The 25694-nt window shown below is 62.7% G+C and carries 24 protein-coding genes and 1 pseudogene; 14 read left to right on the top strand and 11 right to left on the bottom strand.

Annotation, left to right across the window (positions count from 1 at the left end):
- Nucleotides 1-16 precede the first annotated feature (16 nt).
- Nucleotides 17-2461, top strand: coding sequence for a TonB-dependent receptor (locus ACI2KK_RS11135; protein ID WP_016486334.1), 2445 nt, complete (start codon nucleotides 17-19; stop codon nucleotides 2459-2461).
- Nucleotides 2462-2545: 84 nt separating this feature from the next.
- On the opposite strand, the gene ACI2KK_RS11140 is transcribed toward ACI2KK_RS11135, so the two are convergent.
- Together ACI2KK_RS11140 and ACI2KK_RS11145 are read right to left on the bottom strand one after the other, a co-directional pair.
- Nucleotides 2546-2710, bottom strand: a complete 165-nt coding sequence (locus ACI2KK_RS11140) for a DUF6021 family protein (protein WP_176393845.1) — start codon at nucleotides 2708-2710, stop codon at nucleotides 2546-2548.
- Nucleotides 2711-2800: 90 nt separating this feature from the next.
- Complete coding sequence (locus ACI2KK_RS11145; protein WP_404668953.1) at nucleotides 2801-3181, bottom strand: low affinity iron permease family protein; 381 nt, start codon at nucleotides 3179-3181, stop codon at nucleotides 2801-2803.
- A 164-nt stretch (nucleotides 3182-3345) separates the two neighbouring features.
- Between ACI2KK_RS11145 and ACI2KK_RS11150 the strand changes: the two genes are divergently transcribed.
- The 5 genes and pseudogenes from ACI2KK_RS11150 to ACI2KK_RS11170 all read left to right on the top strand — a co-directional run bounded on the left by ACI2KK_RS11150 (nucleotide 3346) and on the right by ACI2KK_RS11170 (nucleotide 7651).
- A complete protein-coding gene (locus tag ACI2KK_RS11150; RefSeq protein WP_016486332.1) occupies nucleotides 3346-4266 on the top strand; it encodes a DUF72 domain-containing protein in 921 nt (306 codons plus the stop codon).
- A 27-nt stretch (nucleotides 4267-4293) separates the two neighbouring features.
- On the top strand, nucleotides 4294-5037 hold the full coding sequence (locus ACI2KK_RS11155; protein ID WP_332729996.1) for an endonuclease/exonuclease/phosphatase family protein: 744 nt from the start codon (nucleotides 4294-4296) through the stop codon (nucleotides 5035-5037).
- Nucleotides 5034-6236 (top strand): cardiolipin synthase ClsB, encoded by a 1203-nt coding sequence (gene clsB, locus ACI2KK_RS11160; RefSeq protein ID WP_274094539.1) that lies wholly within the window; start codon nucleotides 5034-5036, stop codon nucleotides 6234-6236. Before ACI2KK_RS11155 ends, clsB begins: the two co-directional genes overlap by 4 nt.
- A pseudogene (locus ACI2KK_RS11165) lies at nucleotides 6236-7195 on the top strand (lysylphosphatidylglycerol synthase domain-containing protein). The gene clsB and the pseudogene ACI2KK_RS11165 overlap by 1 nt, the downstream one beginning before the upstream one ends.
- 27 nt (nucleotides 7196-7222) lie before the next feature.
- Nucleotides 7223-7651: a hypothetical protein gene (locus ACI2KK_RS11170; protein WP_016486328.1), complete on the top strand. Its 429-nt coding sequence runs from the start codon at nucleotides 7223-7225 to the stop codon at nucleotides 7649-7651.
- A gap of 97 nt (nucleotides 7652-7748) precedes the next feature.
- Here the strand turns inward: ACI2KK_RS11170 and ACI2KK_RS11175 are convergent, their stop codons facing one another.
- Together ACI2KK_RS11175 and ACI2KK_RS11180 are read right to left on the bottom strand one after the other, a co-directional pair.
- Nucleotides 7749-7979 carry a metallothionein gene (locus ACI2KK_RS11175; RefSeq protein ID WP_016486327.1) on the bottom strand — a complete coding sequence of 77 codons (231 nt, stop codon included), beginning with the start codon at nucleotides 7977-7979 and terminating at the stop codon, nucleotides 7749-7751.
- Entirely contained in the window at nucleotides 7976-8437 is a 462-nt protein-coding gene (locus tag ACI2KK_RS11180; RefSeq protein ID WP_054888251.1) for a hypothetical protein, read from the bottom strand. The genes ACI2KK_RS11175 and ACI2KK_RS11180 overlap by 4 nt, the downstream gene beginning before the upstream one ends.
- 155 nt (nucleotides 8438-8592) lie before the next feature.
- Between ACI2KK_RS11180 and ligD the strand changes: the two genes are divergently transcribed.
- Genes ligD through ACI2KK_RS11205 form a run of 5 tightly spaced genes read left to right on the top strand, consistent with a single transcriptional unit; the run spans nucleotide 8593 to nucleotide 14102 of the window.
- Nucleotides 8593-11058 carry a DNA ligase D gene (ligD, locus tag ACI2KK_RS11185; protein WP_054888250.1) on the top strand — a complete coding sequence of 822 codons (2466 nt, stop codon included), beginning with the start codon at nucleotides 8593-8595 and terminating at the stop codon, nucleotides 11056-11058.
- Nucleotides 11055-12080 carry an acyl-CoA dehydrogenase gene (locus ACI2KK_RS11190; protein WP_404668954.1) on the top strand — a complete coding sequence of 342 codons (1026 nt, stop codon included), beginning with the start codon at nucleotides 11055-11057 and terminating at the stop codon, nucleotides 12078-12080. Before ligD ends, ACI2KK_RS11190 begins: the two co-directional genes overlap by 4 nt.
- On the top strand, nucleotides 12077-12847 hold the full coding sequence (locus ACI2KK_RS11195; RefSeq protein WP_016486323.1) for a PIG-L deacetylase family protein: 771 nt from the start codon (nucleotides 12077-12079) through the stop codon (nucleotides 12845-12847). The genes ACI2KK_RS11190 and ACI2KK_RS11195 overlap by 4 nt, the downstream gene beginning before the upstream one ends.
- A complete protein-coding gene (locus tag ACI2KK_RS11200) occupies nucleotides 12844-13443 on the top strand; it encodes a bifunctional 2-polyprenyl-6-hydroxyphenol methylase/3-demethylubiquinol 3-O-methyltransferase UbiG (RefSeq protein ID WP_054888249.1) in 600 nt (199 codons plus the stop codon). Before ACI2KK_RS11195 ends, ACI2KK_RS11200 begins: the two co-directional genes overlap by 4 nt.
- Nucleotides 13440-14102 carry a glycosyltransferase gene (locus tag ACI2KK_RS11205; RefSeq protein ID WP_404668955.1) on the top strand — a complete coding sequence of 221 codons (663 nt, stop codon included), beginning with the start codon at nucleotides 13440-13442 and terminating at the stop codon, nucleotides 14100-14102. Before ACI2KK_RS11200 ends, ACI2KK_RS11205 begins: the two co-directional genes overlap by 4 nt.
- Nucleotide 14103: 1 nt before the next feature.
- Here ACI2KK_RS11205 and ACI2KK_RS11210 read toward each other — a convergent pair whose 3' ends face one another.
- From ACI2KK_RS11210 to ACI2KK_RS11235, 6 genes are all read right to left on the bottom strand, one after another.
- On the bottom strand, nucleotides 14104-14940 hold the full coding sequence (locus ACI2KK_RS11210) for a Ku protein (protein ID WP_016486320.1): 837 nt from the start codon (nucleotides 14938-14940) through the stop codon (nucleotides 14104-14106).
- 9 nt (nucleotides 14941-14949) lie between these two features.
- The gene (locus ACI2KK_RS11215) at nucleotides 14950-15087 is read right to left on the bottom strand and encodes a PSPA7_2676 family Cys-rich small protein (protein ID WP_016486319.1); all 138 of its coding nucleotides are present in this window, start codon (nucleotides 15085-15087) and stop codon (nucleotides 14950-14952) included.
- 99 nt (nucleotides 15088-15186) lie between these two features.
- Nucleotides 15187-16293, bottom strand: a complete 1107-nt coding sequence (locus ACI2KK_RS11220; protein ID WP_404668956.1) for a carboxylate-amine ligase — start codon at nucleotides 16291-16293, stop codon at nucleotides 15187-15189.
- A 7-nt stretch (nucleotides 16294-16300) separates the two neighbouring features.
- Entirely contained in the window at nucleotides 16301-17254 is a 954-nt protein-coding gene (locus tag ACI2KK_RS11225; RefSeq protein WP_332729563.1) for a class I SAM-dependent methyltransferase, read from the bottom strand.
- Nucleotides 17254-18579 (bottom strand): iron-containing redox enzyme family protein, encoded by a 1326-nt coding sequence (locus ACI2KK_RS11230; RefSeq protein ID WP_016486316.1) that lies wholly within the window; start codon nucleotides 18577-18579, stop codon nucleotides 17254-17256. Before ACI2KK_RS11230 ends, ACI2KK_RS11225 begins: the two co-directional genes overlap by 1 nt.
- Before the next feature lie 14 nt (nucleotides 18580-18593).
- A complete protein-coding gene (locus ACI2KK_RS11235) occupies nucleotides 18594-18779 on the bottom strand; it encodes a hypothetical protein (protein ID WP_016486315.1) in 186 nt (61 codons plus the stop codon).
- Nucleotides 18780-18993: 214 nt separating this feature from the next.
- Here ACI2KK_RS11235 and ACI2KK_RS11240 point away from each other — a divergent pair, with 214 nt between their 5' ends.
- The 3 genes from ACI2KK_RS11240 (at nucleotide 18994) to ACI2KK_RS11250 (ending at nucleotide 24894) form a co-directional block, all read left to right on the top strand.
- The gene (locus ACI2KK_RS11240; RefSeq protein WP_016486314.1) at nucleotides 18994-19494 is read left to right on the top strand and encodes a DUF4142 domain-containing protein; all 501 of its coding nucleotides are present in this window, start codon (nucleotides 18994-18996) and stop codon (nucleotides 19492-19494) included.
- Nucleotides 19495-19566: 72 nt separating this feature from the next.
- Nucleotides 19567-20664 (top strand): mechanosensitive ion channel family protein, encoded by a 1098-nt coding sequence (locus ACI2KK_RS11245; RefSeq protein WP_404668957.1) that lies wholly within the window; start codon nucleotides 19567-19569, stop codon nucleotides 20662-20664.
- 120 nt (nucleotides 20665-20784) lie between these two features.
- Nucleotides 20785-24894, top strand: a complete 4110-nt coding sequence (locus tag ACI2KK_RS11250) for a CheR family methyltransferase (RefSeq protein WP_016486312.1) — start codon at nucleotides 20785-20787, stop codon at nucleotides 24892-24894.
- 39 nt (nucleotides 24895-24933) lie between these two features.
- On the opposite strand, the gene ACI2KK_RS11255 is transcribed toward ACI2KK_RS11250, so the two are convergent.
- A complete protein-coding gene (locus tag ACI2KK_RS11255) occupies nucleotides 24934-25449 on the bottom strand; it encodes an MgtC/SapB family protein (protein WP_016486311.1) in 516 nt (171 codons plus the stop codon).
- Between the last annotated feature and the right edge of the window lie 245 nt (nucleotides 25450-25694).

Consider the following 25694-nt stretch of genomic DNA (forward strand, 5'->3'; position numbering starts at 1 on the left):
AAGAGGATCGTTCAGAGTGTCGCACCTGCCCACGCCAACCCGTTCACGGCTGACCCGCCACATCCTGCTTGCCAGCTTGCTCGGCGGCGCCCCTTTATTGCTTGCCATGCCTGCCGCACTGGCCTACGCAAGTGAACAGACACGCCATTACGCCATCCCGGCTGGGGGCCTTGATCAGGCGCTGAACCGTTTCGCAAGCCAGTCCGGCATCTTGCTGTCCGCAGACGCACAATTGACCGCTGGCAAGCATACCCCGGGGCTCAGCGGCACCTACTCGGTGAGCGATGGCCTCGCCCAGTTGCTGACCGGCACCGGCCTGCGCGTGCTCAAGGGTGAGGACAGCTACATCATAGAAGTGGCAGCGGACAGCGAAGGTGCCCTGGAACTGGGGGCGACTACCGTAACCGGCGCACTGCTGTCTGGCACCACCGAAGGCACAGGTTCGTACACCTCACGTTCAGCGCAGACGGCGACCAAACTGCCATTGTCCCTGCGCGAGACGCCACAATCGGTCACGGTCATCACGCGCCAACGCATCGAGGACCAGAACCTCGCCAACCTCAACGAGGTGGTGCAGAACACTCCTGGGCTCACCCTGCGCCGGACTGGCCCCGAACGATCCTCGTACTACGCCCGGGGGTTTTCCCTCGATAACATCATGTACGACGGCCTGCCCACCAGCCTGGACAGCTCACAGGTATCCCAGGACCTGCTGTCGGCCGACATGGCCATGTATGACCGGGTCGAAGTCGTGCGCGGTGCCACCGGCCTGATGCAGGGTGCGGGCAACCCTGCGGCGTCGATCAACCTGATCCGCAAGCGGCCGACGCGCGAGTTCCAGGCCAGCATCGAAGGCAGCATGGGCAGTTGGGACCGTTACCGCACCGAGGTCGATGTCTCCGGCGCGCTCAACGACAGCGGAACCGTTCGCGGCAGAATGGTGACGGCATATCAGACCGGCAACAGCTACCGAGACACACTGGAAAACGAACGCAACCTGTTCTACGGCATCCTGGAGGCCGACCTGGACGACAGCACCACCTTGACCCTGAGTGCATCGCGCCAGCAAGACAACAACAATGGCAACGGCTGGACCGGCCTGCCGGTGGGCTTTGACGGCAGCGACCTGCATTTGTCACGCTCTACTTCGCTGAGCAGCGACTGGGAGTATTGGGACAAGACCAGCACCTCTGCCTACGCGGCACTGGACCACATTCTGGACAATGGCTGGAAGCTCAACCTCTCGGCCACCAAAACCTGGGCCGACCTCGACATGCTGGGCACCTATCTGGTCGCTAACACCACCACCCAGGCCTATAACCAGTTCGTCGGCGCGGGGCACTATCGGGAAACCCAGAACAGCTTCGACGCCTATGCCAGCGGCCCGTTTCGCCTGATGGACCGAGACCACGAACTGGTGGTCGGCGCCAGCCACCGGCGGGTGGTGTTCAACGGTGATGTGCCCTACAACATCTTGCTGAACAGCAACATCGACCTCTACAACTGGGATGCTGGCGCCACACCAAAACCGCCGAGCCAGGACAAGTACGGCTGGCAGAACACCAACGCCAAGCTCAACAGCGTTTATGCCACCACACGCCTGAGCCTGGCCGACCCGCTGAAGCTGATCCTGGGCAGCCGCCTGGACTGGTACGACAACACCACCACCTCGCCCTACAAAAGCACCGCCCCGAGCGAGCTGAAAGTCACCCGGCATGTCACCAAGTACGCCGGCCTGATCTATGACATCGACGAGCATCACAGCGTGTATGTGAGCTACACCGATATCTTCAAACCCCAGAACTACAAGGATGCTTCCGAAAACATCATTGCGCCGATCACCGGAAAAAACCATGAACTGGGCATCAAGGGTGAATACTTCGACGGGGCACTGAACGCATCGGCTGCCCTCTTCCAGATCGACCAGGAAAACCGTGCGAAATCGTTTACCGACGGTTGCCCTACTGCCCCGACTACCCCGTGCTACGAGGCGGCAGGCAAAGTGCGCAGCAAGGGCATAGAGCTGGAGGTACAGGGCCAATTGACGCCTGATTGGCAACTGGCTGCCGGTTATACTTTTGCCGAGGCCAAGTATGTCAAGGATACCAAGAAAGAAAACGAGGGCCGTCTGTTCGACACCGACATACCCCGCCATCTGTTCAAGATGAGCACGTCCTACACACTGCCGGGTCAATACAACCAGTGGCGTGTCGGAGCCTCCCTTTATCACCAGAATCGAATCTACAACAAGAACACCACCTTCATGATCGAGCAGGATGGCTACACCTTGGTGGACTTCATGTTGGGGTTCAAGCCGACCGAACACATCGATGCGCGCGTCAACCTTAACAACGCGTTCGACAAGAAGTACTACAACGCCCTCAGCAACTCTGTCGCGGTGCCGAGCAACGTTTACGGTGAGCCACGCAACCTGATGCTGTCGCTGAAGTACACATTCTGATAGCTGTGCTGCCCCCGGCTCTTGAACAGCCGGGGCAACAGATGGATGCCATGTGCGGCAGACATGCGTCCACGGTAGCTTGGCTCACGGTTTCTTTTCCACGTCCCTTGGTGCTTTCGCGGGGCCTTGGGGGTCCACTTGAGGGTCGTCCAGATCAGGGGAGTCCGGGTCGAAACCCAAGTCCTGATCAGTTGTTGCATGATCGGAAGAATGGGGGCCTTTCTGCCGCTGATCGTCGGGTTTGTTCATCATCTAGTCTCCGAAGTGTGAGAAATGTGGTTTGTTCACCGTCACGGCCTTGCCCTGTCTGAACAATGTCGTGGCTTGATCTTGAACACGTCAATGGGAGTCCTCCCTGCCTGGCCCCGCTTCGTCGTGCTCCCCCAGTTGCTGGTATCGCTTACGAAGCGCATGGAGTTCAGCTGGCCCCATATCTTCAAGGTCGAGCAACGCCTTGTGCGCCCGTTGGGTAGTGCGCAACAGTTCGTCAAGTTTGATGTGCAACTCGTCGCTATCACGGTTTTGGGTATTCTGGATCAGGAACACCATCAGGAACGTGATGATCGTGGTCGATGTATTGATGACCAACTGCCAGGTGTCGTTGAAATGAAACATGGGCCCGCTTACGCCCCAGGCAATGATCAGCATAAAGGCAATAACGAACGTCAACGGCCGCCCGCTATGGTTGGCTAGCCATTGTGCAAACCGATCAAACTTCATGGCTGAGCCTCCTTCATGGTGTACCTCAGTGGAACCCAGGCATCCGGTGGAGGATTGCAACACCGGTAAAGTTCCCTTTTGCATGGCCATCCACTCGTCAATCGCACTGAACAATCCGGTCCCGGTTCCTGTCGCTACTGTTACATACAGGAGCGCAGGGACTTATGGTGAGCGAGATCCGCATCGGAATTTCCGGTTGGCGCTATGGCCCATGGCGCAAGGACTTCTACCCCGAGGGGCTGCGCCAGGACGACGAGCTGGCGTTTGCCTCTCGGGCAGTCAACAGCATCGAAATCAACGGTTCGTTCTACGCACTGCAAACGCCCGAGCGCTATGCCAAGTGGCGTGACGAGACACCGGAGGGGTTCGTGTTCTCTGTCAAGGCGCCGCGCTACATCACCCACGTACGCAGGCTGCGCGAAATCGACGAGGCGCTTGCCAACTTCTTCGCGTCGGGCCCCTTGCTGCTGGGTGACAAGCTGGGCCCCTTCCTGTGGCAGTTTCCCCCGAATCTGAAATTCGACGCGCAGCGCTTCAGCGACTTTCTGGCCAAGCTGCCACGCGACCGCAAAGCCGCCCGCAGCCTTGCGCACCACGCCGCCGAACGCCTGCAAGGCAACGGCGGCACGGCCGTGCCGGGTAATGCGCGCTTGCGCCACGCCGTGGAAATCCGCCACCCCAGCTTCCTCTGCGACACCTTCATCGACCTGCTACGCAAGCACAAGGTTGCCCTGGTGGTCGCCGACAGCGCCGGCAAATGGCCCTATGTCGAAGAGGTCACGGCCGAGTTCGTGTACCTGCGCCTGCATGGCGATGTCGAACTGTACAGCAGCGGCTACACGGCCAGGGCGCTGCGCCGCTGGCGCCTGCGCATCCAGGCCTGGGCTGCGGGCAGCCAGCCTGAGGATGCTCAGCGTGTGGTGCGCCGCGCTCCGGCAAAACGCACCTCCCGTGACGTCTACTGCTACTTCGACAACGACCAGAAAGTCCACGCCCCCTACGATGCCCGCCGCCTGCTGGACAAGCTAGGCCTTGACGGCGAGTTGGTGACCGAACCAGGCGTCGAGCCGCAGGAGCCGCTATGAACCCGACACTGCCCGCCCCCCCGCTGCATCATCGACAAGGTCACCGCCGTACATCGCCTGACGGTACTGACCCTCAACGTGCACAAAGGCTTCACCCTGTTCAACCGCCGCTTCATTTTGCCGGAGCTGCGCGAGGCGGTACGCTCGACCGGCGCCGACCTGGTGTTTCTCCAGGAGGTGCACGGCACTCATCACCATCATGCCGAGCGCCATCCCAAGTGGCCACAGACACCCCAGTACGAATTCCTCGCCGACAGCATGTGGCCGCAGTTCGCCTATGGCCGCAATGCGGTCTACCCCCATGGCGACCATGGCAACGCCCTGCTGTCCAAGTTCCCCATCCGTGCCCATGACAACCTGGATGTTTCGGTCCATGGCAACGAAGAACGGGGCCTGCTGCATTGCCAGCTGGAAGTGCCGGGCCATGAACAGGTGCACACCGTCTGCGTACACCTGGGCCTGCGTGAGGAGCATCGTCAGCGTCAGGTCGGCCTGCTGCTGACATTGCTGGACAGCCTGCCGCCGGATGAGCCGGTCATCGTCGCCGGCGACTTCAACGATTGGCGCCTGAAAGCAGATGCGCGGCTGTCGGGCCACCTGGTGGAAGCTTTCGGCAAGCCGGCACGCAGCTTTCCCGCGCGCTTGCCGATGCTGCGGCTGGACCGCATCTACCTGCGTAACGCACAAGCTTGCGAAGCACGGGTGTTGTCCAGATACCCATGGTCCCACCTCTCCGACCATGCCCCGCTGGTGGCGCAGGTGACGCTATGAAACTGAATTGGTGCGACGGCAACCGCGTCGAGTTGCTGATAAACGGCGAGCAGTATTACCCCCGCGTATTCGAGGCCATGGCCCAGGCACGCGAGGAAATCCTCCTGGAAACTTTCATCATTTACGACGACAAGGTCGGTCAACCCTTGCGCCACGCCCTGATCGATGCCGCGCGGCGCGGGGTGCGGGTCGAGGTGGCGGTGGACGGCTACGGCACCGCCGACCTGCCTGACGATTTCATCTCGTCGATGACCGAGGCCGGGGTGCGTTTCCATTCCTTCGATCCGCAACCACGGCTGGTGGGCATGCGCACCAACCTGTTTCGCCGCTTGCACCGCAAGATCCTGGTGATCGACGGGCAACGCGCCTTCATTGGCGGCATCAATTACAGTGCCGACCACCTGGATGACTTCGGCCCACAGGCCAAGCAGGACTACGCCGTGGAGGTCGTCGGCCCGGTGGTGGCCCAGGTGCATGCTTCTTCCTGCCGCATGCTCGCACCGGTGCTGGATGCCGCCAGCAGGGTTCAGCCGGGCGGCATCGCTTCAGGCCCGACGAGCGCCGTGCTGGTGGAGCGCGACAACCAGCGCCATCGCAACGATATCGAAGCCTGCTACCTGCAGGTTTTCCGTGAAGCAAGGCATCGTATCGTCGTGGCCAACGCCTACTTCTTCCCGGGCTACCGCTTGCTGCGCGAACTGCGCAACGCCGCCCGGCGCGGGGTCGAGGTGACGCTGATCCTCCAGGGGCAACCGGACATGCGCTGGGTACGCGCGCTCTCGCGGCTGCTCTACAACTACCTGTTGCGCGACGACGTGCGCATCCATGAGTACTGCCAGCGGCCGCTCCATGGCAAGGTTGCGTTGGTGGACAATGACTGGTCCACCGTAGGCTCAAGCAACCTCGACCCCCTGAGCCTGTCGTTCAACCTTGAGGCCAACCTGCTGATTCGCGACCCCGCGTTCAACGAACACCTGTACCAGCACTTGACCGAACTGAGCCGGGAGCACTGCAAGACCGTGACGCTGGAGCGCATGGTGCGCGGCTACTGGTGGCGTGCCCCGCTGATCTTTCTGGGCTTCCACATCACGCGCTATTTCCCGCGGATCGCCGGCTGGTTTCCGGCGCACCGGCAGCGCCTGCAGTCGCTGCAAGGCGACGGCGAGGCCCCGGCCGACTACCACGGGGGCAAGACATGATGGCCACTTCACGCTGGAAGACCTGGGGCAAGCGCTTGCTGACCGTGCTGTTCCTGGTGTTGATACCGGTACTGCTGTTCACCCTGGCACGTAACCTGGACTGGAACGAAGTCCGCCAGTCGCTGCTGGCGTAACGGCCCTCGACCCTGGCCTTGGGGTTGCTGCTGGCCCTGTGCAGCTACCTGGTATTCGCCAGCTACGACCTGCTCGCCCGCGCCTACACAGGCCACCACCTGCCGGCCCGACAGGTACTGCCGGTAGCGTTCGTCTGCTATGCGTTCAACCTCAACTTCACCACCTGGGTCGGTGGCGTTGCCCTGCGTTATCGCCTGTACAGCCGGCTGGGCCTGGATACCCCAACCATCACCCGCATCATCACCTTGGGGCTGTTGACCAACTGGATGGGCTACCTGCTGCTGGCCGGTACGGTATTCGCCCTGGGCTTTGTGAAACTGCCGGAAAGCTGGGCGGTGGGTGCCAGCGGCCTGCGCCTGATCGGCGTATTGATGGTGGCGGTAGCGTTGGCATACCTGTGCGCCTGTGCCTTCGCCACGCGGCGCACGTGGGCGCTGCGCGGGCACGAAGTCACTCTGCCGAGCCTGCGTATGGCCCTCTGCCAGGTGGCGCTGGGCGCAAGCAACTGGGCGCTGATGGCAGCGCTGATTCACCTGCTGTTGCCCCCTGAGCTGTTCTATCCCTCGGTGCTGGGTGTGTTGCTGATCAGTTGCGTCGCCGGCGTGGTCGCTCACATTCCTGCCGGACTCGGCGTACTGGAAGCCGTATTCCTGGCGCTGCTCCACGGCCAGCTAGGCCAAGGCACCCTGGTGGCCGCACTGCTCGGCTATCGGACGTTGTACTACCTGATCCCGCTGCTAATGGCGGTGGTGACCTACCTGATCCTCGAAAAGCGTGCCAAGGCCTTGCGCAGACAGGCCGGGGCAGCCCTCGACAAGCGCTGACGGGCCCTGGTGCCCGGGAGGTATATCATGCGATTCGCTCTGTACATGGCAATGCTGGGCACCCTGAGCAGCGGGCAGGTGCTGGCCGAAGGTTGCGACGTGGTCACCCGCTCATCCAGCGAGGCGGTCAAACCGGTGCAGCAACACACCTGTTACAGCTACGGCAACATGCCCGCTGAGGCGATTGCCTGGTCGTGCAGCAACGAAAGCAAGGAAATGTTGAACAGCCAGAAGCGTCGGGTGGAGCGTTGCCCCGACGGCAGCGTTGGCAGCTGCATCGCGCCTCTGACGCAGGAGACGCTGGCCAACCCCGATGCCGCTGGGCGTGATGAGCCTGCCACCCGCCCTGCACTACCCAAGGATGCGCGGATCATCACCTACTACTACGACACCCCTGGCTTGGGCCAGGCACGTAGCGATTGCGAACGCAACAACGGTGTCTGGCAGACCCATTGAGGGCGTAACTCAAACCAGATGCGTGACGGGTGAGTTTCCACATGATCTGAACAACGTCCTGTCGCTCTCCCGTCTCACATCTGTCAGCCACTGGGCCTCATGGCGAAATCGGATCGCTCGCCGGGAATGTTTCATCCAGTGCATTATCGACATTGGATTCTTTCGACTCAGCCAACTCACCACACTTGCAGTCGCTCATACGACAGGGCTCGCCGTTGCGATGGCCCTTCGCACAGGCTTCGCAGCAATAGGCCTTGCCATCCTGGACCACAGCATTGGCATCCACTGTGCAAGAACAATGGGTGCAGGAACAGCGTTGCTCGTTCATCTCGGCTCTCTCCCTTCGTCATCGGGTACCACGTCATCGGTCCACAGCTCGCCGTCCAGCGGCGCGGAGCGAGCCAGTTCGGCCTCGTCCAGGCCGAACCCACCACCGATCTCGTGGGCCTGCACCTGGCGCAAGGTCTTGTCCGCCGGGCCGCCGCTGCCAGGCTCATCCGGATCGCGGGCACCGGTCTCATCGAGCAGCGTATCGGGGCTCAGGTCATCGAGGGTGACATTGTCCTCGTGCAGGCTGTCGCTCAGCGCCTCGCCGCCGGTCATCCCGCTTTCGGCGACACGCCGGGGCGGATAATCCTCGGCGATCTCCCGCGCCGGTCGCTCGTCGCCGACACGCCCCTGGCGTTCATCGCGGCGTTCGCTGAAATCCAGCTCGTGGACGCTGCCCATGCGGTCCTCGGTGTCGTCGATCTCAATGGGCGGTCTTGGGTCATCGGGTGTGGACATGAACGTTCTCCGTCTGTGGGCTTCACTCGGTCGACCCTCCCCAGCGGCAAATGATTCAGAGTTTCTGCCAGCCCCCCACCCCTCGCATTTTTTGAACTCCTCGCGCCACCGCCGCCTCCCAATCCTGAGACCCGCGAACCCTTCCGGAGCCCGTCATGGCCAAACCCCTACAGGAGTACCAGCGCAAGCGCGACTTCAATGCCACGCCCGAGCCGGCTGGTAAACGCGCCCGCCCCCGCTCGGCCCATGCGCTGCAGTACTGCATCCAGAAGCACGATGCCAGCCACCTGCATTACGATTTTCGCCTGGAGCTCGACGGCACCCTCAAGAGCTGGGCCATCCCCAAGGGCCCCTCACTGGATCCCAAGGTCCGGCGCCTGGCAGTGCATGTAGAGGATCATCCGCTGGATTACGCCAACTTCGAAGGAAGCATCCCTGAAGGCCACTACGGCGCCGGCGATGTCATTGTCTGGGACCGGGGTGTGTGGGAGCCCGAGGGCGACCCGCGCGAAGCCTATGCAAAGGGCAAGCTGCGCTTTCGCCTGCAGGGCGAGAAACTGTCAGGGGTCTGGAACCTGTTCCGCACTCACCTGGCCGGCAAGAAAGAGCAGTGGATGCTGGTCAAGTCCCATGATGGGCAGGCACGCAGTGAAACGGACTACAGCATTGTCGAGGCCCTGCCGGACAGCGTGCTGAGCGAGCGCACCCTGCCCCCGCGCAGCCCGGCCAAGGCGACCACCACCAGGCACAAGCGAGCCGGCCGCAAAGCCCTGCCGGATATACTCCAGCCGCAACTGGCCACGTTGGTCGATTCCCCGCCAAGCGGCGATTGGCGCTACGAAGTCAAGTTCGACGGCTACCGCATCCTGGCGCGTATCGACGGTGACGACATACGCCTGTTTACCCGTAATGGCCACGACTGGAGTGCGAAGATGCCCCGGCAGGTCGAGGCGCTCAAGGCCCTGGGCCTCGACTCGGCATGGCTGGACGGCGAGATGGTAGTGGTCGACGACAACGGCGTGGCCGACTTCCAGGCTTTGCAGAACGCCTTCGACACCGAGCATGACGAGCGCATCACCTACTACCTGTTCGACCTGCCCTGGCTGGGCGGTGAGGACCTGCGAGCACTGACGCTGCAACAGCGCCGTGCAACCCTCGCCCGGTTGCTGGAAGGCCATGCATCGCAGGTACTCAGGTATTCCGCCGATTTTGAGGAGCCCGTCGAGTCACTGCTCGACAGCGCCTGCCGACTGGAACTCGAAGGCTTGATCGGTAAACGTGCCGACAGCCCTTACGTTGGCCGGCGCAGTAGCGACTGGGTCAAGCTCAAGTGCAAGCAGCGCCAGGAATTCGTGATCGTCGGCTACACCGACCCCAAGGGCAGCCGCAACGGCTTCGGCGCCCTGCTGCTGGCCTTGCACGACCACGACAGCGGCCAGCTGCGTTACGCCGGCAAGGTCGGCACGGGCTTCAGCGCGGCCACCCTGGACAGCATTCACGCCCGCCTCAAGCCGTTGCAAACCGACAGATCCCCCTTGCCGAAACCACCTACCGGTGCCGAAGCCCGCGGCGTGCATTGGCTCAGGCCACAGCTGCTGGCAGAGGTCGCCTATGCCCAGATGACCCGCGAAGGCATCGTGCGTCACTCGGTGTTCCACGGCCTGCGTGACGATAAACCTGCCACCGCCATCGACCTGGAGCGAGCAATGCCCACCAAGCGCGCAGCACAGACAGAACCCGAGAACCTGGGCACCCTGCGCCTGACCCACCCCGACCGCGTGGTCGACGCAACCACGGGCACCACCAAGCGCGAGGTCGCCCAGTACTACGCTCAGGTCGCCGACTGGCTGCTGCCCCAGCTCAAGGACCGACCTGTAGCCCTCGTCCGCGCCCCGGATGGTCTGAGCGGCGAACTGTTCTTTCAGAAAAACGCCGGCCAGCTGCATATTCCCAAGGTGCTCAGCTACAACAAGGCCCAGGCCGGCCAGGCGGCCATGGTGCTCAACGGCGCCGAAAGCCTGCTGGGCGCGGTGCAGATGAACACGCTTGAACTGCACACCTGGAATGCCACCACCAAGGATTTCGATAAACCCGACCGCTTTGTCCTCGACCTGGACCCTGACCCGGCGCTGCCGTGGAAAGCCATGCTCGAGGCCACCCAGCTGACCCTTACCCTGCTCGACGAACTGGGCCTGAAGGTGTTTCTCAAGACCAGCGGCGGCAAGGGCATGCACCTCGTCGTACCCTTGACCCGACGCGCTGGCTGGGACGAGGTGAAGGACTTCAGCCATGCCCTGGTCAATCACATGGCCGGGCTGTTCCCTGATCGTCTCAGCGCCGTGTCCGGGCCGAAGAACCGGGTCGGGCGGATCTTTATCGACTACCTGCGTAACGGCAAGGGTGCCACCACCGTCGCCGCCTACTCGCTGCGGGCCCGCGAGGGCCTGCCGGTGTCGGTGCCGATCTGGCGTGAGGAACTGAGCCAGCTCAAGGGTGCCAACCAGTGGAACATCGGCAACCTTCACACGCGGCTTGCACAGGTCGAAGACCCGTGGGCCGAAATGGGCAAGACACGCCAGTCGATCACGTTGCGTATGCGCAAGCAGTTGGGAATTGCATGATGGAACTGACCCACTTCGATTCGTTGTTACACCGTTTTGCTCACCGTTCGCAGGCCATCGAACGCGACGCTTCGCTAATAGAACTGATGCAGGCCTTGCAGGGCGACCGGCTCGACGTACTCCCGTTGCCCGGCCAGGGCTGCACGCTCGAACGCTGGCGCGTCCTGGCGCGGGTCGCCGGTTACGATCTAAGCCTGGCCAAACTCTATGAAGGCCATACCGACGCCTTGGCAATCCTCGCCGAATGCGGCGCCGCCCAGCATGCCTTCAACGGCATTTGGGGCGTGTGGGCCGCCGAGCCGCCAGATGCCCGGGCATACATTGTCGAGCGGGACGGTGAACGCGTGCGCCTGCAAGGCCGCAAGGCTTGGTGTTCGGGCGCGTTGCAGGTCGACCGTGCCCTGCTGACGGCCTGGGAAGACGACCAGCCTCAGTTGGTGGCCATCGAATTGCCTCATCCCAGCCAGCGCATCTTGGCCGAACATTGGCAGGCCGTAGGCGTGGCCGCCACCCGCAGCGTTGTGATCGAATTCGACGACTCGCCAGGGCTGGCCATCGGTTCGCCCGGCCAGTACCTGTCCCGTCCTGGCTTCTGGCAAGGCGGCGCGGGTATCGCCGCTTGCTGGTATGGCGCCGCCGAGGCACTGGCCGGGTACCTTCACGAACAGTGCCGCAAACCCCGGCGCGACCCGCATGCCGATGCGCATCTGGGCGCAGTCGATGCAGCCTTGTACGGTGCCCGTGCCGCCCTTCGCGAATGCGCCACCTGGATCGACCTTCACCCTCAGGATGACGCCAGCTTCGAGGTGCGGCGCACCCGCGCCCAGGTCGAGCAGGCGGTCGAGCAGGTCATTCAGCATGCCGGCCGGGCGCTCGGTGCCACGCCGTTCTGTTGCAGCAGCCATTTCGCCCGGCTCAGTGCCGACCTGCCGGTATACATACGCCAGAGCCACGCCGAACGCGACCTGGCCGAGTTGGGCCGGCAACTGACCGGCCTGCCGGCGGGAGCATGGCAACTATGAGCCAGAACTTGATACAGGCCGCGCAAGGCACACCGTGGAGCGCCTGGCAGCATTCTGCTCAGTTGGCCCGCGCCAGCTGGACGCTGCCCGAGCAGTTGTGCCCACCCGGGAGGCGCCTGGTGCTGCTGGCTCCGCACCCGGACGACGAAATCCTCATGGCCGGCGGGCTGCTGGCCAGCTTCCAGGGACGAGAACAGGACGTGCTGCTTCTTTCTGCCACCAATGGCGAGGGCAGCCACCCGCATTCCTCACAATGGCCAGAGCGCCGCCTGCGCCATCAGCGCCCACTGGAAAGCCGCCATGCCCTGCAACTGCTTGGGCTGGACCTCAACCGCCTCGACTGGCGACGACTCAACCTCAAGGATGGCGCGCTGCCCCACGATGAAGCCTTTTTGGTCAACCACCTGAACCAGTTGCTCAAACCTGGCGACCTGCTGCTGACCACGTGGCGCGGCGACGGCCATTGCGACCACGAAGCAGCAGGTCGCGCCTGTGCCCAGGCGGCCCAGACCAGGCGTGTACAACTCGCTGAGGCCCCAGTCTGGGCCTGGCACTGGGCAAGCCCCGACGACCCGCGCCTGCCCTGGCCCCGCGCACACCGCGTGCAACTGTGCGATGAGCACCTGGCGCTCAAGCGCCAAGCCCTCGCTGCACATGCCAGCCAGTTGCAGCCTGATGGTGATCGCCCACCGGTTGTGCCGGAACAGCTGCAGGCTTGCCTGTTGCAACCATTCGAGCTGCTCTTTCTGTCAACGGAGGCAACATGAGCCTGGACGCACAGTACTTCGCCGACTTGTACGCCGGCAACGATGACCCCTGGGCCTTTCGTACCCGCTGGTACGAACGGCGCAAGCGCGAGCTGACCCTGGCCAGCCTGCCGCGCCAATGCTACGAGCGCGTATTCGAGCCGGCCTGCGCCAACGGCGAGCTGAGCGTTCTGCTGGCCGAGCGCTGCGCCAGCCTGTCGTGCCAGGACATCGACGCGACCGCTGTGGCCTTGGCCCGTCAACGGCTTGCAGGCGTGAGCCACGCCCATGTCGAACAGGGCCACCTGCCGGGCGACTGGCCGGGCGGTCAGTTTGACCTGATCGTGTTCAGTGAGATCGGCTACTACCTGGACCCCACCGACTGGTTGCAGGTGATCGAGCAGTCGGTGGCCAGCCTGGCGTATGACGGTGGTTTGCTGGCCTGCCACTGGCGCCATCCCATCGCCGGCTGCCCGCAGGATGGCCGCGAGGTGCATGCCCTGCTGGCCCGGCATCTGCCACTTTACCCAGTGCTGCGCCACGAAGAGGCGGATTTCCTGCTCGAATACTGGTCGTGTCAGCCCAGCGTCGTGGACCTTGACGAGATCTGCCCATGATCGCCGTCATCATCCCCGCGCACAACGAAGCGCGCCGGTTGGGGCGCTGCCTGACTGCGGTCAAACAGGCCGTGGCACACGCCGAGGGGGCTGGGCTGGCGGTGGAGGTGCTGGTGGTGCTCGATCGCTGTGTCGACGCCAGCGCGCGCATCGCCCGCCGCCACGGCGTGCATACCCTGGAACTGGAGGCCGGCAACGTCGGCATCGCCCGGCGCCTGGGGGCGGCGTGGATGATCGAGCGCGGTGCCCAGTGGCTGGCCTTCACCGACGCCGACAGTCGCGTGCCCAGGCATTGGCTGGTGTCACAGCTGCAATGGCACGCGGACGCGGTGTGCGGCACGGTGCACATCGAACGCTGGCAGCCTTGGCAGAACGCAGCGTTACGCCAGTTGTACCGCAGCCGTTATCAGGCCCGTGAAGGGCATCGGCATATCCATGGCGCCAACCTCGGCGTATGCGCCAAGGCCTACGAGCGCGTGGGCGGCTTCCAGCCATTGCCGGCGCATGAAGATGTGCAACTGGTGCTGGCCCTGGAAGCCAGCGGCGCACAGATCGTCTGGACCGCAGCGCACAGCGTGACCACCAGCAGCCGGGTGGACAGCCGTGCGCGCGAGGGCTTTGGGGACTATCTCAAGGGGCTGGGGGGACCGCTTGCGTAACTCATGAAGCCTTGCGCGGTCGCTTGGCCGCCGGCTTCTTCGCTTTGGTCTTGCCGCCGAGGCTGCGTTTAAGCAGCTCGGTGAGGTCGATGATGTCGGCGCCCTTCTCAGCCGTCGCGCCCTCGCCTTTGTCCACGGTTTCGATCTTGCCTTTGCTGGCTTTCTCCTCCACCAGGTCGAGGATGGTCTGGCGAAACGCATCATGGTACTCATCGGGCGTCCATTGCCCGCTCATGTCCTCCACCAGGCGCCTGGCCATGTCCAGCTCACGCTTGTCGACCTTAGTCTCGGTCACGCTCTTGTCCAGTTCCAGCGTATCCAGCCCGCGCACCTCCTCCGGCCAGCGCAGGGTGATCAAGACCAGTGCATCTTCCAGCGGGCGCAGCAGGGCCAGGTGCTGGCGGGTGTGCAGCACCACGGTGGCCAAGGCCACCTTGCCGGTGCTGTGCAGGGTCTCGCGCAGCAAGGCATAGACCTTGCCACCACGACGATCGGGGCTCAGGTAGTAGGGGGTGTCAAACTGTTGCAGCGGAATGTCGCCGGCGTCGACGAACGAGAAGATGTCGATGGTCTGGGTCGCCTCGGGCCTGGCCTTGCGGATTTCTTCCTCGCTGATCACCACGTAGCGGCCCTTTTCGTACTCCACCCCTTTGACGATGTGCTCCTTGTCGATGTCCTTGCCGGTCACCTTGTTCACCCGCTTGTAGCCAACCGGCTCCATACTGCGCTTGTCCAGCCAGTCGAAGTCCACTCGCTCACTGCGCACGGCGGTATTCAGCGAGACGGGGATGTGCACCAAGCCAAAGCTGATCGCGCCTTTCCAGATTGCCCTCGCCATGGTCGGTTCCTATGCATCGAAAGATTGGCCGGGATGGCTGTAGCGCAACGCGCCACAGCGTTCGCAACACTGGCAGTGAAGGCCGGCGACTTCACTCACCAACAGGCTGCGCCATTGGCAGCCTCGCAGCAGGCAGACGAATTTCATCAGCCACCTCCCTGGCCCGAGAAATACAGGCCCTTACTGTGACTGACTGCGCGGCGCCGAGAAGGTTTATCCGGATTTGCCGGGCAGCCATCAGGCCACCTACCGGAAGTCACTCATCACTTGCCCGTACACTGCGCGCATCGCCTGACGGTTATCCAGGCCCTGTTCACGGGCCAGTACGAAGGCTTGGCGCTGGCGATCGGCGCTGCTGCCCTCGCGCAGGATGTGCCGCGCTTGGATGAATGAACGCTCGGCATCGGCGGTGTCAGCCGGGCACTGCTGCTGCAACTGCATCAGCCAGCCCTCGGCGCTGACCGGCTGTTGCGCGTGGACACCGATGAAGGTGGCCAGGCGGCCCTGACGCAGGGCGCGCCAGTAGTTTTCCTGGGTGACCCAGCGCATCTCGCGGCTGGCGGGGTCATCGTGGCGGGCCAGCGCCTGCTCGACCAGGTGGCGAAACAGGCCGGCAACGGCCAGGGCATCCTCCAGCCGCGGGCAGCCATCGCAGATACGCAGCTCGACCGTCGGAAACCGCCGCGAGGGCCTGATCGCCCACCAGAAGTCACCGTCCTCGGCCAGGCTACCGGTACGTTGCAGCAATGCCCGGTAGCGCTGGTAGGCACTCCAGTCCGGCAACGGCTCTGGCAGCCCCATGTGCGGCCATTCCCCGCACACTGCACGGCGATAGCTCATGTAGCCGGTATCCTCACCGCCCCAATACGCAGACGAAGTACTGAGCGCCAACAACAAGGGCAGCCAGTACAGCACCCGATTGATCACCCGCATCCGATCAATGCCCACCGGTACGCCGACGTGCACGTGCAGGCCATTCAACAGGCTGCGCCGGGCAACCAGCTGGTAATCGTCGAACAACTGGCGATAGTGCGGGGAGCCACGTGGGCGCTGACGCAGCCACTGGGCGCTGGGGTGGCTCGCCGCGCCGTACAGCCCCGCTCCCTCGTTGGCCAGCGCCTGGGCCAGGCACTGTCGCCGCTCGCCAAAGAACTCACGCGCCTGGTGCAACGTGTCGAAAACCGGCGAAGCGATCTCTATCTGGCTATGGAACATTTCTTCGGCGAACCACGGGCCCAACGCGTCCCGACAACAGCGGGCCACGGCTGCTGACGGAGCCGCCATGACCTGCCCGCTGGCCAGCTTCACCAGCAGGTATTCTTCCTCGATGCCAAACGTGCACTGCCGCGCCACGACGCTATCAGCCGCGACGGGTGACGGTCAGGGCCACGGCGGCAATGCGCTCGACCTGCTCGTAACCGGGTTCAAGCAATTGCTCACCGAATACGTCTGGGTCCAGCTCACGATAGAACCAACTGAACGCAGGCCCTGCCAGGCGTAACCGCACGGATTCGAGCAGCGCGTCGCGCCCCTCGACGATGGCGACACCGGTGTACAGCAGCAACGTGCCCCCGGGCGACAGGCGCTCCCGGGCTTGGTCGACGATGCGCAGCGACAGCTCGGCACCCAGTGCGCCGCCGCCGTGGCGGTAGGCGCGCTGTCCGGCGTCAAGCATGTACGGCGGGTTGGCGACGATCAGGTCGAACGTACCTGCGATGTCATTGAGCAGGTCACTGTGCTCGACCGAGACATTGGCCACACCGGCCAAGGCGGCATTGATGGCGGTGTAGCGCAATGCCATAGGGTTGATGTCCACTGCGCAAACCTGAGCGTGTTGGGCGGCGCGAGCGATCACCAACGCCCCTACACCGCTGCCACAGCCGATGTCTACGGCATGCTGCACGCGCTCGGGCGTGCTGCTCAAATGATCGTGTATCAGCTGGGCGAAACGGTAGCTGTCGGGGCCAAAGAACACCGCGTCGCGGCTGTCCGTTGGCCAGGCAGCATGTACCAGCAACAGATCGTCCAGGCTGGACCAGCGCACAGTGCTGCGCCACAGCGCACCTTGGGCCTCCAGCACGCCAGCGAGGCGCAGCTGCGCCAGTTCATCGGGGCTGAGCAGTGACGCGGCGAACGGCCTACTCCAGCCGAACACATCACGCAGGGTACGCGCCTGCTGCGCATCGGCCCGGGCATTGACCCTGGCCTGGGTCGCCGGCGTCACGCAAGTGAAACGATAGCCGTCGGCACGCAGGCGACGCCCCAACTGCAACAAGGCCTCATCGGCACGGATCTGGTCTTGGTCGAGCAGCATCAGTAGAGCCCTCCTTGCATCAAGCCGGTGGCCTGAATGAACGCGCGGGTGGCCTGCAGGCCCTGGGGGGTAGCATGCCGATTGCCAGCCATCGCTTCGATCAGCGCAGCCATGTCTGCAGCCGGTGGCGCAAGGGGTGTTTCATCTGCCAACTGCAAGGCGTGCTCCCACTGCCCTGGCAGCACCCGACGGATTTCTGCGCCTTGCCAGTCTCCGGCGATCCAGTCATGCCAAAGCTGCTTTTCATAAGCATCGAACACACCGAACATGGCCGCTACAGGGCCTTCTATCAGCGACCAGAAGCGGCTTTGTCGGGGATCGTTGTCGCGCTTGATCCAACCCTGAACCTGTAGCGCCTCCAGAAAATCAGGCATCGCGCCGGGTTCGGCAAGCCACTGGTTGATGGTGCGTCCTTGCAGGCGACAACGGTCCGAATGCATGCACTGGCCATAGATGCGCTTGCGCTCCAGCGCGCCGAGCAATTCGGCCTGCAGGTCGAACGAGGCGATCAACGACGGCGTGTCGATCCCCAGGTCATTAAGACGGTAGCCATGCCTGACACGCTCGTAGAACGCGGGTTTCTCGTCCCGCACCAGCTCGGTGAAGCTCTCTACGGCGCGGCGCGCATGGCCGCTGGCGGCATTATCGATGGTCACATGCAACTGGAAGTAATGGGCGTCGATACCCAGCTCGGCCAGCTCGTGGGTGGTGATCAGCAGATGCAAAGGGGGCTGTTCGTAACCCAGGTTGTAACCGATCACTTCTGGAAGAAAACGCTCGCAGTGCTGGCCGAGCGCCAGTTGCAACGCGCCCTGCAGGTAGCGAGCGGGGTCAAGCGATGGCTCCTGCAGGCAACCCAGGCGACTGAGCAAGCGCTGGTAGATCAACACGTGATTGCAGCGTGGGTCACCGTCTCCGAGTTCTTCGAGGAAGGTGCGGATCAGCCCATGGAAGCGCGGGTCCTGCCAATGCCATAGGGCTCCGTGTAGCCAGGCGCCGTCGACCGCTTTGGTCGGCGCGACTTGCTGCAGAAACCACAAGGCATGGGCCCGATTGGCAAAAAAACGACGGGGGCCGCCCTGACGCCGTTGTTCCAGGTAGGCCGCATGCTCGCTGGCGACACGTCCCGCATGGTTATCGGCCCATTGCGGGAGTAGCCCAGGATCATCTGGCAGGTCGTCGCAAAGCGCACGGGCCAGATGCAGTTGCTCTTCCAGCCAGGCCTCGGTGGTGGGCTCCGGGCCCTCAAGTAGCGCTCGATAGCGATGCTCCAGCCCTAAGTCGGCATTTTGAGGTCTTATACCTGCCTTTGTGGTTGCCACCATGCCCTGTACCTCACTCATTGATTCTGCGGTTTGGTCTCAGCTGGAGGGTTAATTACAGGGTCACTGGGTTGCTGCATCTGCAGTGACGGTTTGCTTGGGTCGGCATCCTTCGCTGGATGATCACTGTCGCGGTCGAAGCAACCTCCGAGCAGCGAGAAACTGGCAGTCAACAGCAACATGGCGAACAGGTTGTTTTTCATGATGGTTACTCGTTTTTGTGAAGACCTAAACCAACGAGTCTCACCGTCCCCCTGAATTCGTTCTGATTACGACATAGCGGATGAGCGGTGCCCGGACACGCAGATTGCGCTGCCACGGCGGCCCTGTTTTCAAGAAAAACTAAACCTTCACCCACACCTGCGGTTCAACCGAGTGCGACATTGAGGTCGCGCCAACAGAACGAAGGAGTGAGACATGAACACACCATTGTTGAAAATCGCCGGCGTTACCCTGTTGATGGGCTTGGCTTCGCTGCAGGTACAGGCAGCGTCTTCGGACGATTTCGTCGATGCGGCCACTGAAGCCGGTATCGCCGAAGTGGTCACCGGCAACCTGGCGCAGGAAAAGAGCCAGAGCGCAGACATCAAGCAATTCGCCCAGCAAATGGTCACAGACCATACCAAAGCCAACCAGGAACTCGGTGACATCGCCCGCAAGCTGGACATCAGCGTGCCCGACGAAGCGGCGCTGACCGACAAGGTGAAGAAGATGATCCTCGAATGGCGCGACGAGTCGTTCGACCGGTCATACGTCAATAACCAGGTCGACGCGCACGAAAAGGCCGTGGAACTGTTCAAGAAAGAGGCCGCCTCCTCCGACAAGCCGGAGCTGAAGGCCTTCGCCAGCGACAAGCTGCCAACGCTGCAACACCATCTGGAACAGGCCAAGGCGCTGCAAGCCACTCACGGCAAGTAACCCACACGTCACCACGTAATCCCAGGGGCCGCCCTGCGGCCCTGCCTTGAGCCATCTGGAGGTGGGCTCCCCATGAATGATCGAATCATCGAACTGTTCACCGACACCACATTCTTCGGCATTTCCATCCTCAACCTGCTGGTAGCGCTGTGCGTTGCTGTGCTGACGTTCGTGATTGCCAGAGCTGTCATCGGCCTGTTGATGCGCCGGGTGCAGCGCTGGTCCGAACATGACGGGGCAATGAGTCAGGTGCTGGCCAAGGTACTGGCCGGCACCAGCAACAGCCTGCTGCTGCTCGCTTCGCTGCTGGTCGGCTTGAGCATGCTGGACCTGCCCGAGCGCTGGCTGGGCCGGGTCAGTAGCTTGTGGTTCGTGGTCGCTGCCCTGCAGATCGGCCTCTGGGTCAATCGCGCCATCGCGCTGGGCCTCACCCGCTACTTCAGCCGGCACAGCGCCGACGGCCTATACCAAGGCAGTGCGCTGGCCACGCTTTCGGCCTGGGGCGCGCGCGTGCTGTTGTGGTCGGTGGTGTTGCTGGCCATGCTGTCCAATCTGGGCGTCAATGTCACCGCCTTCGTGGCCAGCCTGGGTGTGGGCGGCATTGCCGTCGCCCTGGCCGTGCAGAACATCCTGGGTGACCTGTTCGCCTCATTGTCGATCGCCGTCGACAAACCGTTCGAAGTCGGTGATTTCATCGTCATCGGTCCACTGGCGGGCACGGTGGAGCACGTGGGGCTTAAGACCACACGCATCCGCAGCCTGGGTGGCGAGCAGATCGTCATGGCCAATGCCAGCATGATCAGCAGCACGATCCAGAACTACAAACGCTTGCAGGAGCGACGCATCGTGTTCGAGTTCGGCTTGTCGTACGACACGCCCACTGATGCGGTAAAACAGGCGCCCGCCATCGTCGAAGAGGCGATCACAGCCCAACAGCAGGTGCGTTTTGATCGCGCTCATTTGCGCGGCTTTGGCAAAGAGGCACTGGAGTTCGAATGCGTCTATATCGTGAGAGCCCCTGGCTACAACCTCTACATGGATATTCAGCAGGCGATCAATTTCCACCTGCTCGAGCGCTTCAACAGGATCGGAGCCAAGTTTGCCGTACCGGTACGTGCCATCAAGGTGACCGCACTGCCACAATCCCTCGAGCAGCCCCAGGCCCTTTGACCGACAGCGGCACTTTGGCCAGCATGGGCAGTCCTACTTGAACCCCGCTCGTAGATTGATCGGTGCCAGGCCTATAATCGCTGCCACTGCTCACTCCCGGTTCGCACAAGGCTCGTGCCCATGAAATCGTCCAGCAAACCCACGCCCGCCTCGCCGCAAAACCCTGCCCTAAGCCCCAGCCATCTGGACTTTCCAGTGGTGGGTATCGGTGCATCGGCCGGCGGCCTGGAGGCGGTCCAGGCGTTTTTTCAGCGCGTCCCCGAAAACTGCGGCATGGCGTTCGTTGTAGTGTTGCACTTGTCGCCGGACCACCAGAGCCAGGCAGACCGCTTGATCCAGCGCGTCACGCGAATGCCGGTGTGCCAGGTAAGCGAGCCGGTACCGATCGAGCGTGATCACGTCTATGTCATTTCGCCAGCCAACCGCCTGTCCACCAATGACGGCTACCTGCGGGTCAGCCCGGCCAGGCGCAGCCGCGGCGACCACGTCGCCATCGACCTGTTCTTTCGCGACCTTGCTGATGTGCACAAGGACCATGCGTTCTGCGTAATCCTTTCGGGCAGCGGCAGCGATGGCGCAGTGGGCCTATCGCGGATCAAGGAACAAGGTGGCGTGACGCTTGTGCAGTCGCCCGATGACGCCCAGTACCCTGACATGCCCAAGGCCGCCATCGCCACCGGCATGGTCGACCTGATCCTTCCGGTGACCGAGATTCCGGGCAAGCTGGTAGAACTGTGTCGCTCGGCTCAGAAGGTCAAACTGCCGGAAATCGAGGATGACAGCCTCCCGCCGCCGCTAGGCGAACGCTCAGGCGACCCAGCCCAATGCGACCCGCTCCTCGACGACATCCTCGCCCGGCTGCATGCCAGCACCGGCCACGACTTCCAGCACTACAAGCGCGCGACGGTGCTGCGCCGGCTTGAACGTCGCCTGCACGTCACCGCGCAGACCGACCTTGCCGGTTACCGCGACTACCTCGAGCGGCATCCTGAGGAGTCTCGCGCCCTGTTGGCGGACATGCTGATCGGGGTCACCAACTTCTTTCGCGACCGGGACGCCTTCGAAGCGTTGCAACAACAGGCGATGCCGGGGCTGGCCAACGATGACAGCGAGGATCCGCAGCGCGAAATACGCATCTGGTCGGCGGGGTGTTCATCCGGCGAGGAAGCCTATAGCCTGGCGATGATGGCAACCGAGCAATTGGCGATGGAGCAGCGCAGTGCCAAGGTGCAGGTGTTCGCCACCGACCTCGACGAGCGCGCGATCAATGTCGGCCGGCTGGGCGTTTACCCCGATGCCATCGCCACCGATGTTCCCACGGCCAGGCTGCGCCAGTTCTTCATCAAGGAAAATCAGAATTACCGCGTACGCAAGGACATTCGCGAAAAAGTGCTGTTCGCCCGGCACAACCTGTTGTCCGATCCACCGTTCTCTCAGTTGGACCTGGTGGTATGCCGTAACTTGCTCATCTACCTGGACCGGGAAGTGCAACGGGAAATCCTGCGGCTGTTCCACTTCGCCCTGCGTAAAGGAGGTTACCTGTTCCTGGGCAGTTCGGAATCAGCGGACGTGGCGGCCGACCTGTTTATTGCCGTGGACAAGCGCCATCGCATCTTCCGCGCCAGGGAAGTGGAACCGGCGCGCCGCCCGGGGCGGCTTCAGACGCCCGACACGCCAGCAGTACGCGCCAAACCCAAGCCCCTGCGCAAGCTGTCCTATGCTGAAATCCATCACCGGGCGTTGTCCAGGCGCACACCGCCCAGCCTGATCGTCGATGCTGACGGCAACATCTTGCACATGAGCGATGGTGTCGGCCGCTTCCTGCGCCACGCCGGTGGCGAAGTCAGCCCCAGCCTGCTCAACCTGGTACTCACGCCGCTGCGCCCTGCCCTGCGCAGTACCCTGTTGCAGGCTCAAAACACCGGCCAGCCGGTCAGCTCGGGCGCAGTGATCATCACCGTCGACGATCAGCGCGTCGAAGTCCAGGTACAGGTACAGCCCCACCAGGACGAACCCAGTGGCAGCGAATGCCTGCTGGTGATTTTCCAGGTTCGCGAAGCTGATCCCCACAACCCGCCTGCCATTCAGCAAACCGAAGGCATGGTGTTGAGCACCCTGGAGCGCGAACTGCAGCGTACCCGTCAGCAGTTGCAGGAAACCATCGAGCAGTCCGACATCTCCAGCCAGGAGCTGATGGCCTCGAACGAAGAAATGCAGGCGGTCAACGAAGAGTTGCGCCTGGCCAGCGAAGAGCTGGAAACCAGCAAGGAAGAGCTGCAATCCATCAACGAGGAATTGCTGACGGTCAACTACGAGCTCAAGACCAAGGTCGATGAAACCGACAAGATCAACGACTACCTGAGCAACCTGATCGCCTCCACCCAGATCGCCACCGTGTTTGTCGACCGCAACCTGCACATTCGCTGGTTCACCCCTGGGGCCACCGCCATTTTCAGCATACTGCCGGTCGACACCGGCCGCTCGCTGCTCGACATCACCCATCGCCTGGAATATCCAGGCCTGGCGGACGATGCGCGTGCGGTGATCGAGCGCGAAACCACGATCGAGCGTGAAGTGATCGGCCAGGACCAGCATTGGTACCTGGCGCGCCTGCTACCGTACCGGGCCAGCGAGCAGAATGTCGATGGCACCGTGCTGACGTTCATTGATATCACCAAAAGCCGCGCAGCCGAAGAACGCTTGCGCCAAGGTGAGGAGCGCATGCGCCTGGTCGCGGAGAGCACCCATGACTTCGCCATCATCCTGCTTGATGAACAGGGCCTGATAATCGATTGGAACACGGGCGCTGCGTTGATCTTCGGCTACGCCAAGGATGAAGTGATTGGCCAGCACTATGCGCTGATCTTCACCGATCAGGACCGCGAAGATGGCGAACCAGAACGTGAACTGCGTGCCGCGCGCCTGCATGGCCGCGGCCAGGACGAACGCTGGCATGTGCGCAAGGACGGCAGCCGCTTCTATTGCAGTGGCGAAGTGTCACGCCTCAAGGGCAGCAGCCTGCGCGGTTACGTGAAGATCGCCCGTGACCTGACCGGCCACAAGCGCCTGCAGGACGAACAAAGCAAGCGCCTGGCCGAGTCACAAAGCTCCAGCCACATGAAGGACGAGTTCTTCGCAGTGATGTCCCACGAGCTCAAGCACCCGTTGAACCTGATTCAGCTCAATGCCGATATCTTGCGACGTATACCATCGGTCACAAGTACCGGCATGGCGAGCAAAGCGGTCAACGTCATTCGCGAAGCGGTCACCAGCCAGGCGCGGATCATCGATGACTTGCTCGATGTAGCGCGCATCCGCACGGGCAAACTCAAACTGAAGACCCAGCCGGTCGATTTGTGCGCCGTGCTGCAGGGTATCTGCTCCGTAGCTTGCAATGAGCAGCGCGGCCGAAGTGTTCGGCTGACGCTGCCGGCCGATGGGGAACCGGTCTATGTGGAGGCCGACAGCACCCGTGTCGAGCAGATCATCTGGAACCTGCTGAACAACGCACTGAAGTTCAGCCCTGCCGATGGCGAAATTCTGTTGAGACTTGCTCGGCAGGATGAGCAGGCGCGACTTGAAGTCATCGATCAGGGCATAGGCCTCGCCAAAAACTCCCTGGAAGATATTTTTGAGCTGTTCAACCAGGCTGCACCCACCGGCCATGGGCGAGAGGGGCTAGGTATTGGCCTTTCCCTGGTTCGTCAATTGGTAGAAGCCCATGGCGGAGCGGTCAGCGTAGAGTCTCCCGGAATAGGCCAGGGTTGTACGTTCATCATCACCCTGCCCTTGTGCGCGTACGCCCAGCAACCCCAGGTGCAAGGCGAAGTGCTGCCATCAGAAGGTCGGCTGAAAGGGGTTCGTATCCTGCTGGTGGATGACTCGGTCGATGTGCTGGAAGTGATGGAACAATTGCTGTTGATGGAAGATGCCGACGTCGATGCCTACAGCGACCCGAAACTGGCGCTGCAGTCGGCGGCAGATGCGCGTTACGACGTGATCATTTCCGACATCGGCATGCCTGGCATGGACGGCCATGCTCTGATCCGGGCGCTGCGCGGCCTGGAGCATCTGCGCTACATCCCGGCCATCGCGTTGACAGGCTATGGGGCCAGCGCCGACCAATACAAGTCTCGCCAGTCCGGGTTCGACCGTCACCTGAACAAGCCTGTGGGCTATGACGACCTGATCGAAGCGATCGAGCGCCTGAATGGATCAGCGTCGGTCTGAATAAGGGAAGGCAGGCTTTGCGGGGGCGACCCACGCCCCTCAGTGCTTCCTGCCCTCCTCCTTCTGTTTTTCTTCGTCTTGCCTTTCGACCTTTTCCACCAGCAAGGGCATCGTGCCCAGCACCAACAGCGCCAGCACCGTGCTGACCAGCGCCGTGGCTTCGCGTCCCATCCCGGCTGCCGTACCGATGGCCGCCGTCATCCATAGCCCCGCGGCTGTGGTCAGGCCTTTCACATGACTGGTGTCCTGGCCATTGCCTTTGAGAATGGTGCCCGCGCCCAGAAAGCCGATACCGGCAACGATGCCCTGAATCACCCGGCTGAGCGCCTGCGCATCGGCACCTGCCATGCTCGGTGCCAGCACGAACAGCGCCGCCCCCAGCGACACCAGCATGTGGGTGCGCACCCCGGCGGACTTGCCCTTGTGCTCGCGCTCGAAGCCCAGCACTGCGCCGAGTACGGCAGCCATTACCAGGCGTACGAGGATTCGTACGATCTCGCGCTCATCGCCAATGTCGGCGAATTCGGCCTGGATTGTTTGCCAGATCAGGTCCATTGACAGGTACCGGCCTGATGAGGCTTTCTGCTGGTGCGGCGCTCTTCACAGGCGCTCGTTGGTTCGATCTTGATCGGCATGGCAGCGGCTTCCGAGGACGGTTAAAGCGTATGACTGCGAGCACTTCAAGGTTGCTGCATCGGACTGCCTGGCAGGTCGAGTGCAAGCCGTCTGGCTGACTTTGACAGCTGTCAGAAATCGCCATTCTCGATCGCGCATCCTGCTGGGGGTATCGCGGGTATTTT

Origin of the sequence: Pseudomonas sp. NPDC089406, from assembly GCF_044900265.1 — a bacterium.
Taxonomy (GTDB): Bacteria; Pseudomonadota; Gammaproteobacteria; order Pseudomonadales; family Pseudomonadaceae; genus Aquipseudomonas; species Aquipseudomonas fakonensis.

Bases quoted from the DNA above. Each gene is read 5' to 3' on its own strand.
- ACI2KK_RS11140 (WP_176393845.1), bottom strand. From the start codon at position 2,710: ATGAACAAACCCGACGATCAGCGGCAGAAAGGCCCCCATTCTTCCGAT.
- ACI2KK_RS11145 (WP_404668953.1), bottom strand. From the start codon at position 3,181: ATGAAGTTTGATCGGTTTGCACAATGGCTAGCCAACCATAGCGGGCGG.
- ACI2KK_RS11150 (WP_016486332.1), top strand. From the start codon at position 3,346: ATGGTGAGCGAGATCCGCATCGGAATTTCCGGTTGGCGCTATGGCCCA.
- clsB (WP_274094539.1), top strand. From the start codon at position 5,034: ATGAAACTGAATTGGTGCGACGGCAACCGCGTCGAGTTGCTGATAAAC.
- ACI2KK_RS11170 (WP_016486328.1), top strand. From the start codon at position 7,223: ATGCGATTCGCTCTGTACATGGCAATGCTGGGCACCCTGAGCAGCGGG.
- ACI2KK_RS11175 (WP_016486327.1), bottom strand. From the start codon at position 7,979: ATGAACGAGCAACGCTGTTCCTGCACCCATTGTTCTTGCACAGTGGAT.
- ACI2KK_RS11180 (WP_054888251.1), bottom strand. From the start codon at position 8,437: ATGTCCACACCCGATGACCCAAGACCGCCCATTGAGATCGACGACACC.
- ligD (WP_054888250.1), top strand. From the start codon at position 8,593: ATGGCCAAACCCCTACAGGAGTACCAGCGCAAGCGCGACTTCAATGCC.
- ACI2KK_RS11190 (WP_404668954.1), top strand. From the start codon at position 11,055: ATGATGGAACTGACCCACTTCGATTCGTTGTTACACCGTTTTGCTCAC.
- ACI2KK_RS11195 (WP_016486323.1), top strand. From the start codon at position 12,077: ATGAGCCAGAACTTGATACAGGCCGCGCAAGGCACACCGTGGAGCGCC.
- ACI2KK_RS11200 (WP_054888249.1), top strand. From the start codon at position 12,844: ATGAGCCTGGACGCACAGTACTTCGCCGACTTGTACGCCGGCAACGAT.
- ACI2KK_RS11205 (WP_404668955.1), top strand. From the start codon at position 13,440: ATGATCGCCGTCATCATCCCCGCGCACAACGAAGCGCGCCGGTTGGGG.
- ACI2KK_RS11210 (WP_016486320.1), bottom strand. From the start codon at position 14,940: ATGGCGAGGGCAATCTGGAAAGGCGCGATCAGCTTTGGCTTGGTGCAC.
- ACI2KK_RS11215 (WP_016486319.1), bottom strand. From the start codon at position 15,087: ATGAAATTCGTCTGCCTGCTGCGAGGCTGCCAATGGCGCAGCCTGTTG.
- ACI2KK_RS11225 (WP_332729563.1), bottom strand. From the start codon at position 17,254: ATGCTGCTCGACCAAGACCAGATCCGTGCCGATGAGGCCTTGTTGCAG.
- ACI2KK_RS11230 (WP_016486316.1), bottom strand. From the start codon at position 18,579: ATGGTGGCAACCACAAAGGCAGGTATAAGACCTCAAAATGCCGACTTA.
- ACI2KK_RS11235 (WP_016486315.1), bottom strand. From the start codon at position 18,779: ATGAAAAACAACCTGTTCGCCATGTTGCTGTTGACTGCCAGTTTCTCG.
- ACI2KK_RS11240 (WP_016486314.1), top strand. From the start codon at position 18,994: ATGAACACACCATTGTTGAAAATCGCCGGCGTTACCCTGTTGATGGGC.
- ACI2KK_RS11245 (WP_404668957.1), top strand. From the start codon at position 19,567: ATGAATGATCGAATCATCGAACTGTTCACCGACACCACATTCTTCGGC.
- ACI2KK_RS11250 (WP_016486312.1), top strand. From the start codon at position 20,785: ATGAAATCGTCCAGCAAACCCACGCCCGCCTCGCCGCAAAACCCTGCC.
- ACI2KK_RS11255 (WP_016486311.1), bottom strand. From the start codon at position 25,449: ATGGACCTGATCTGGCAAACAATCCAGGCCGAATTCGCCGACATTGGC.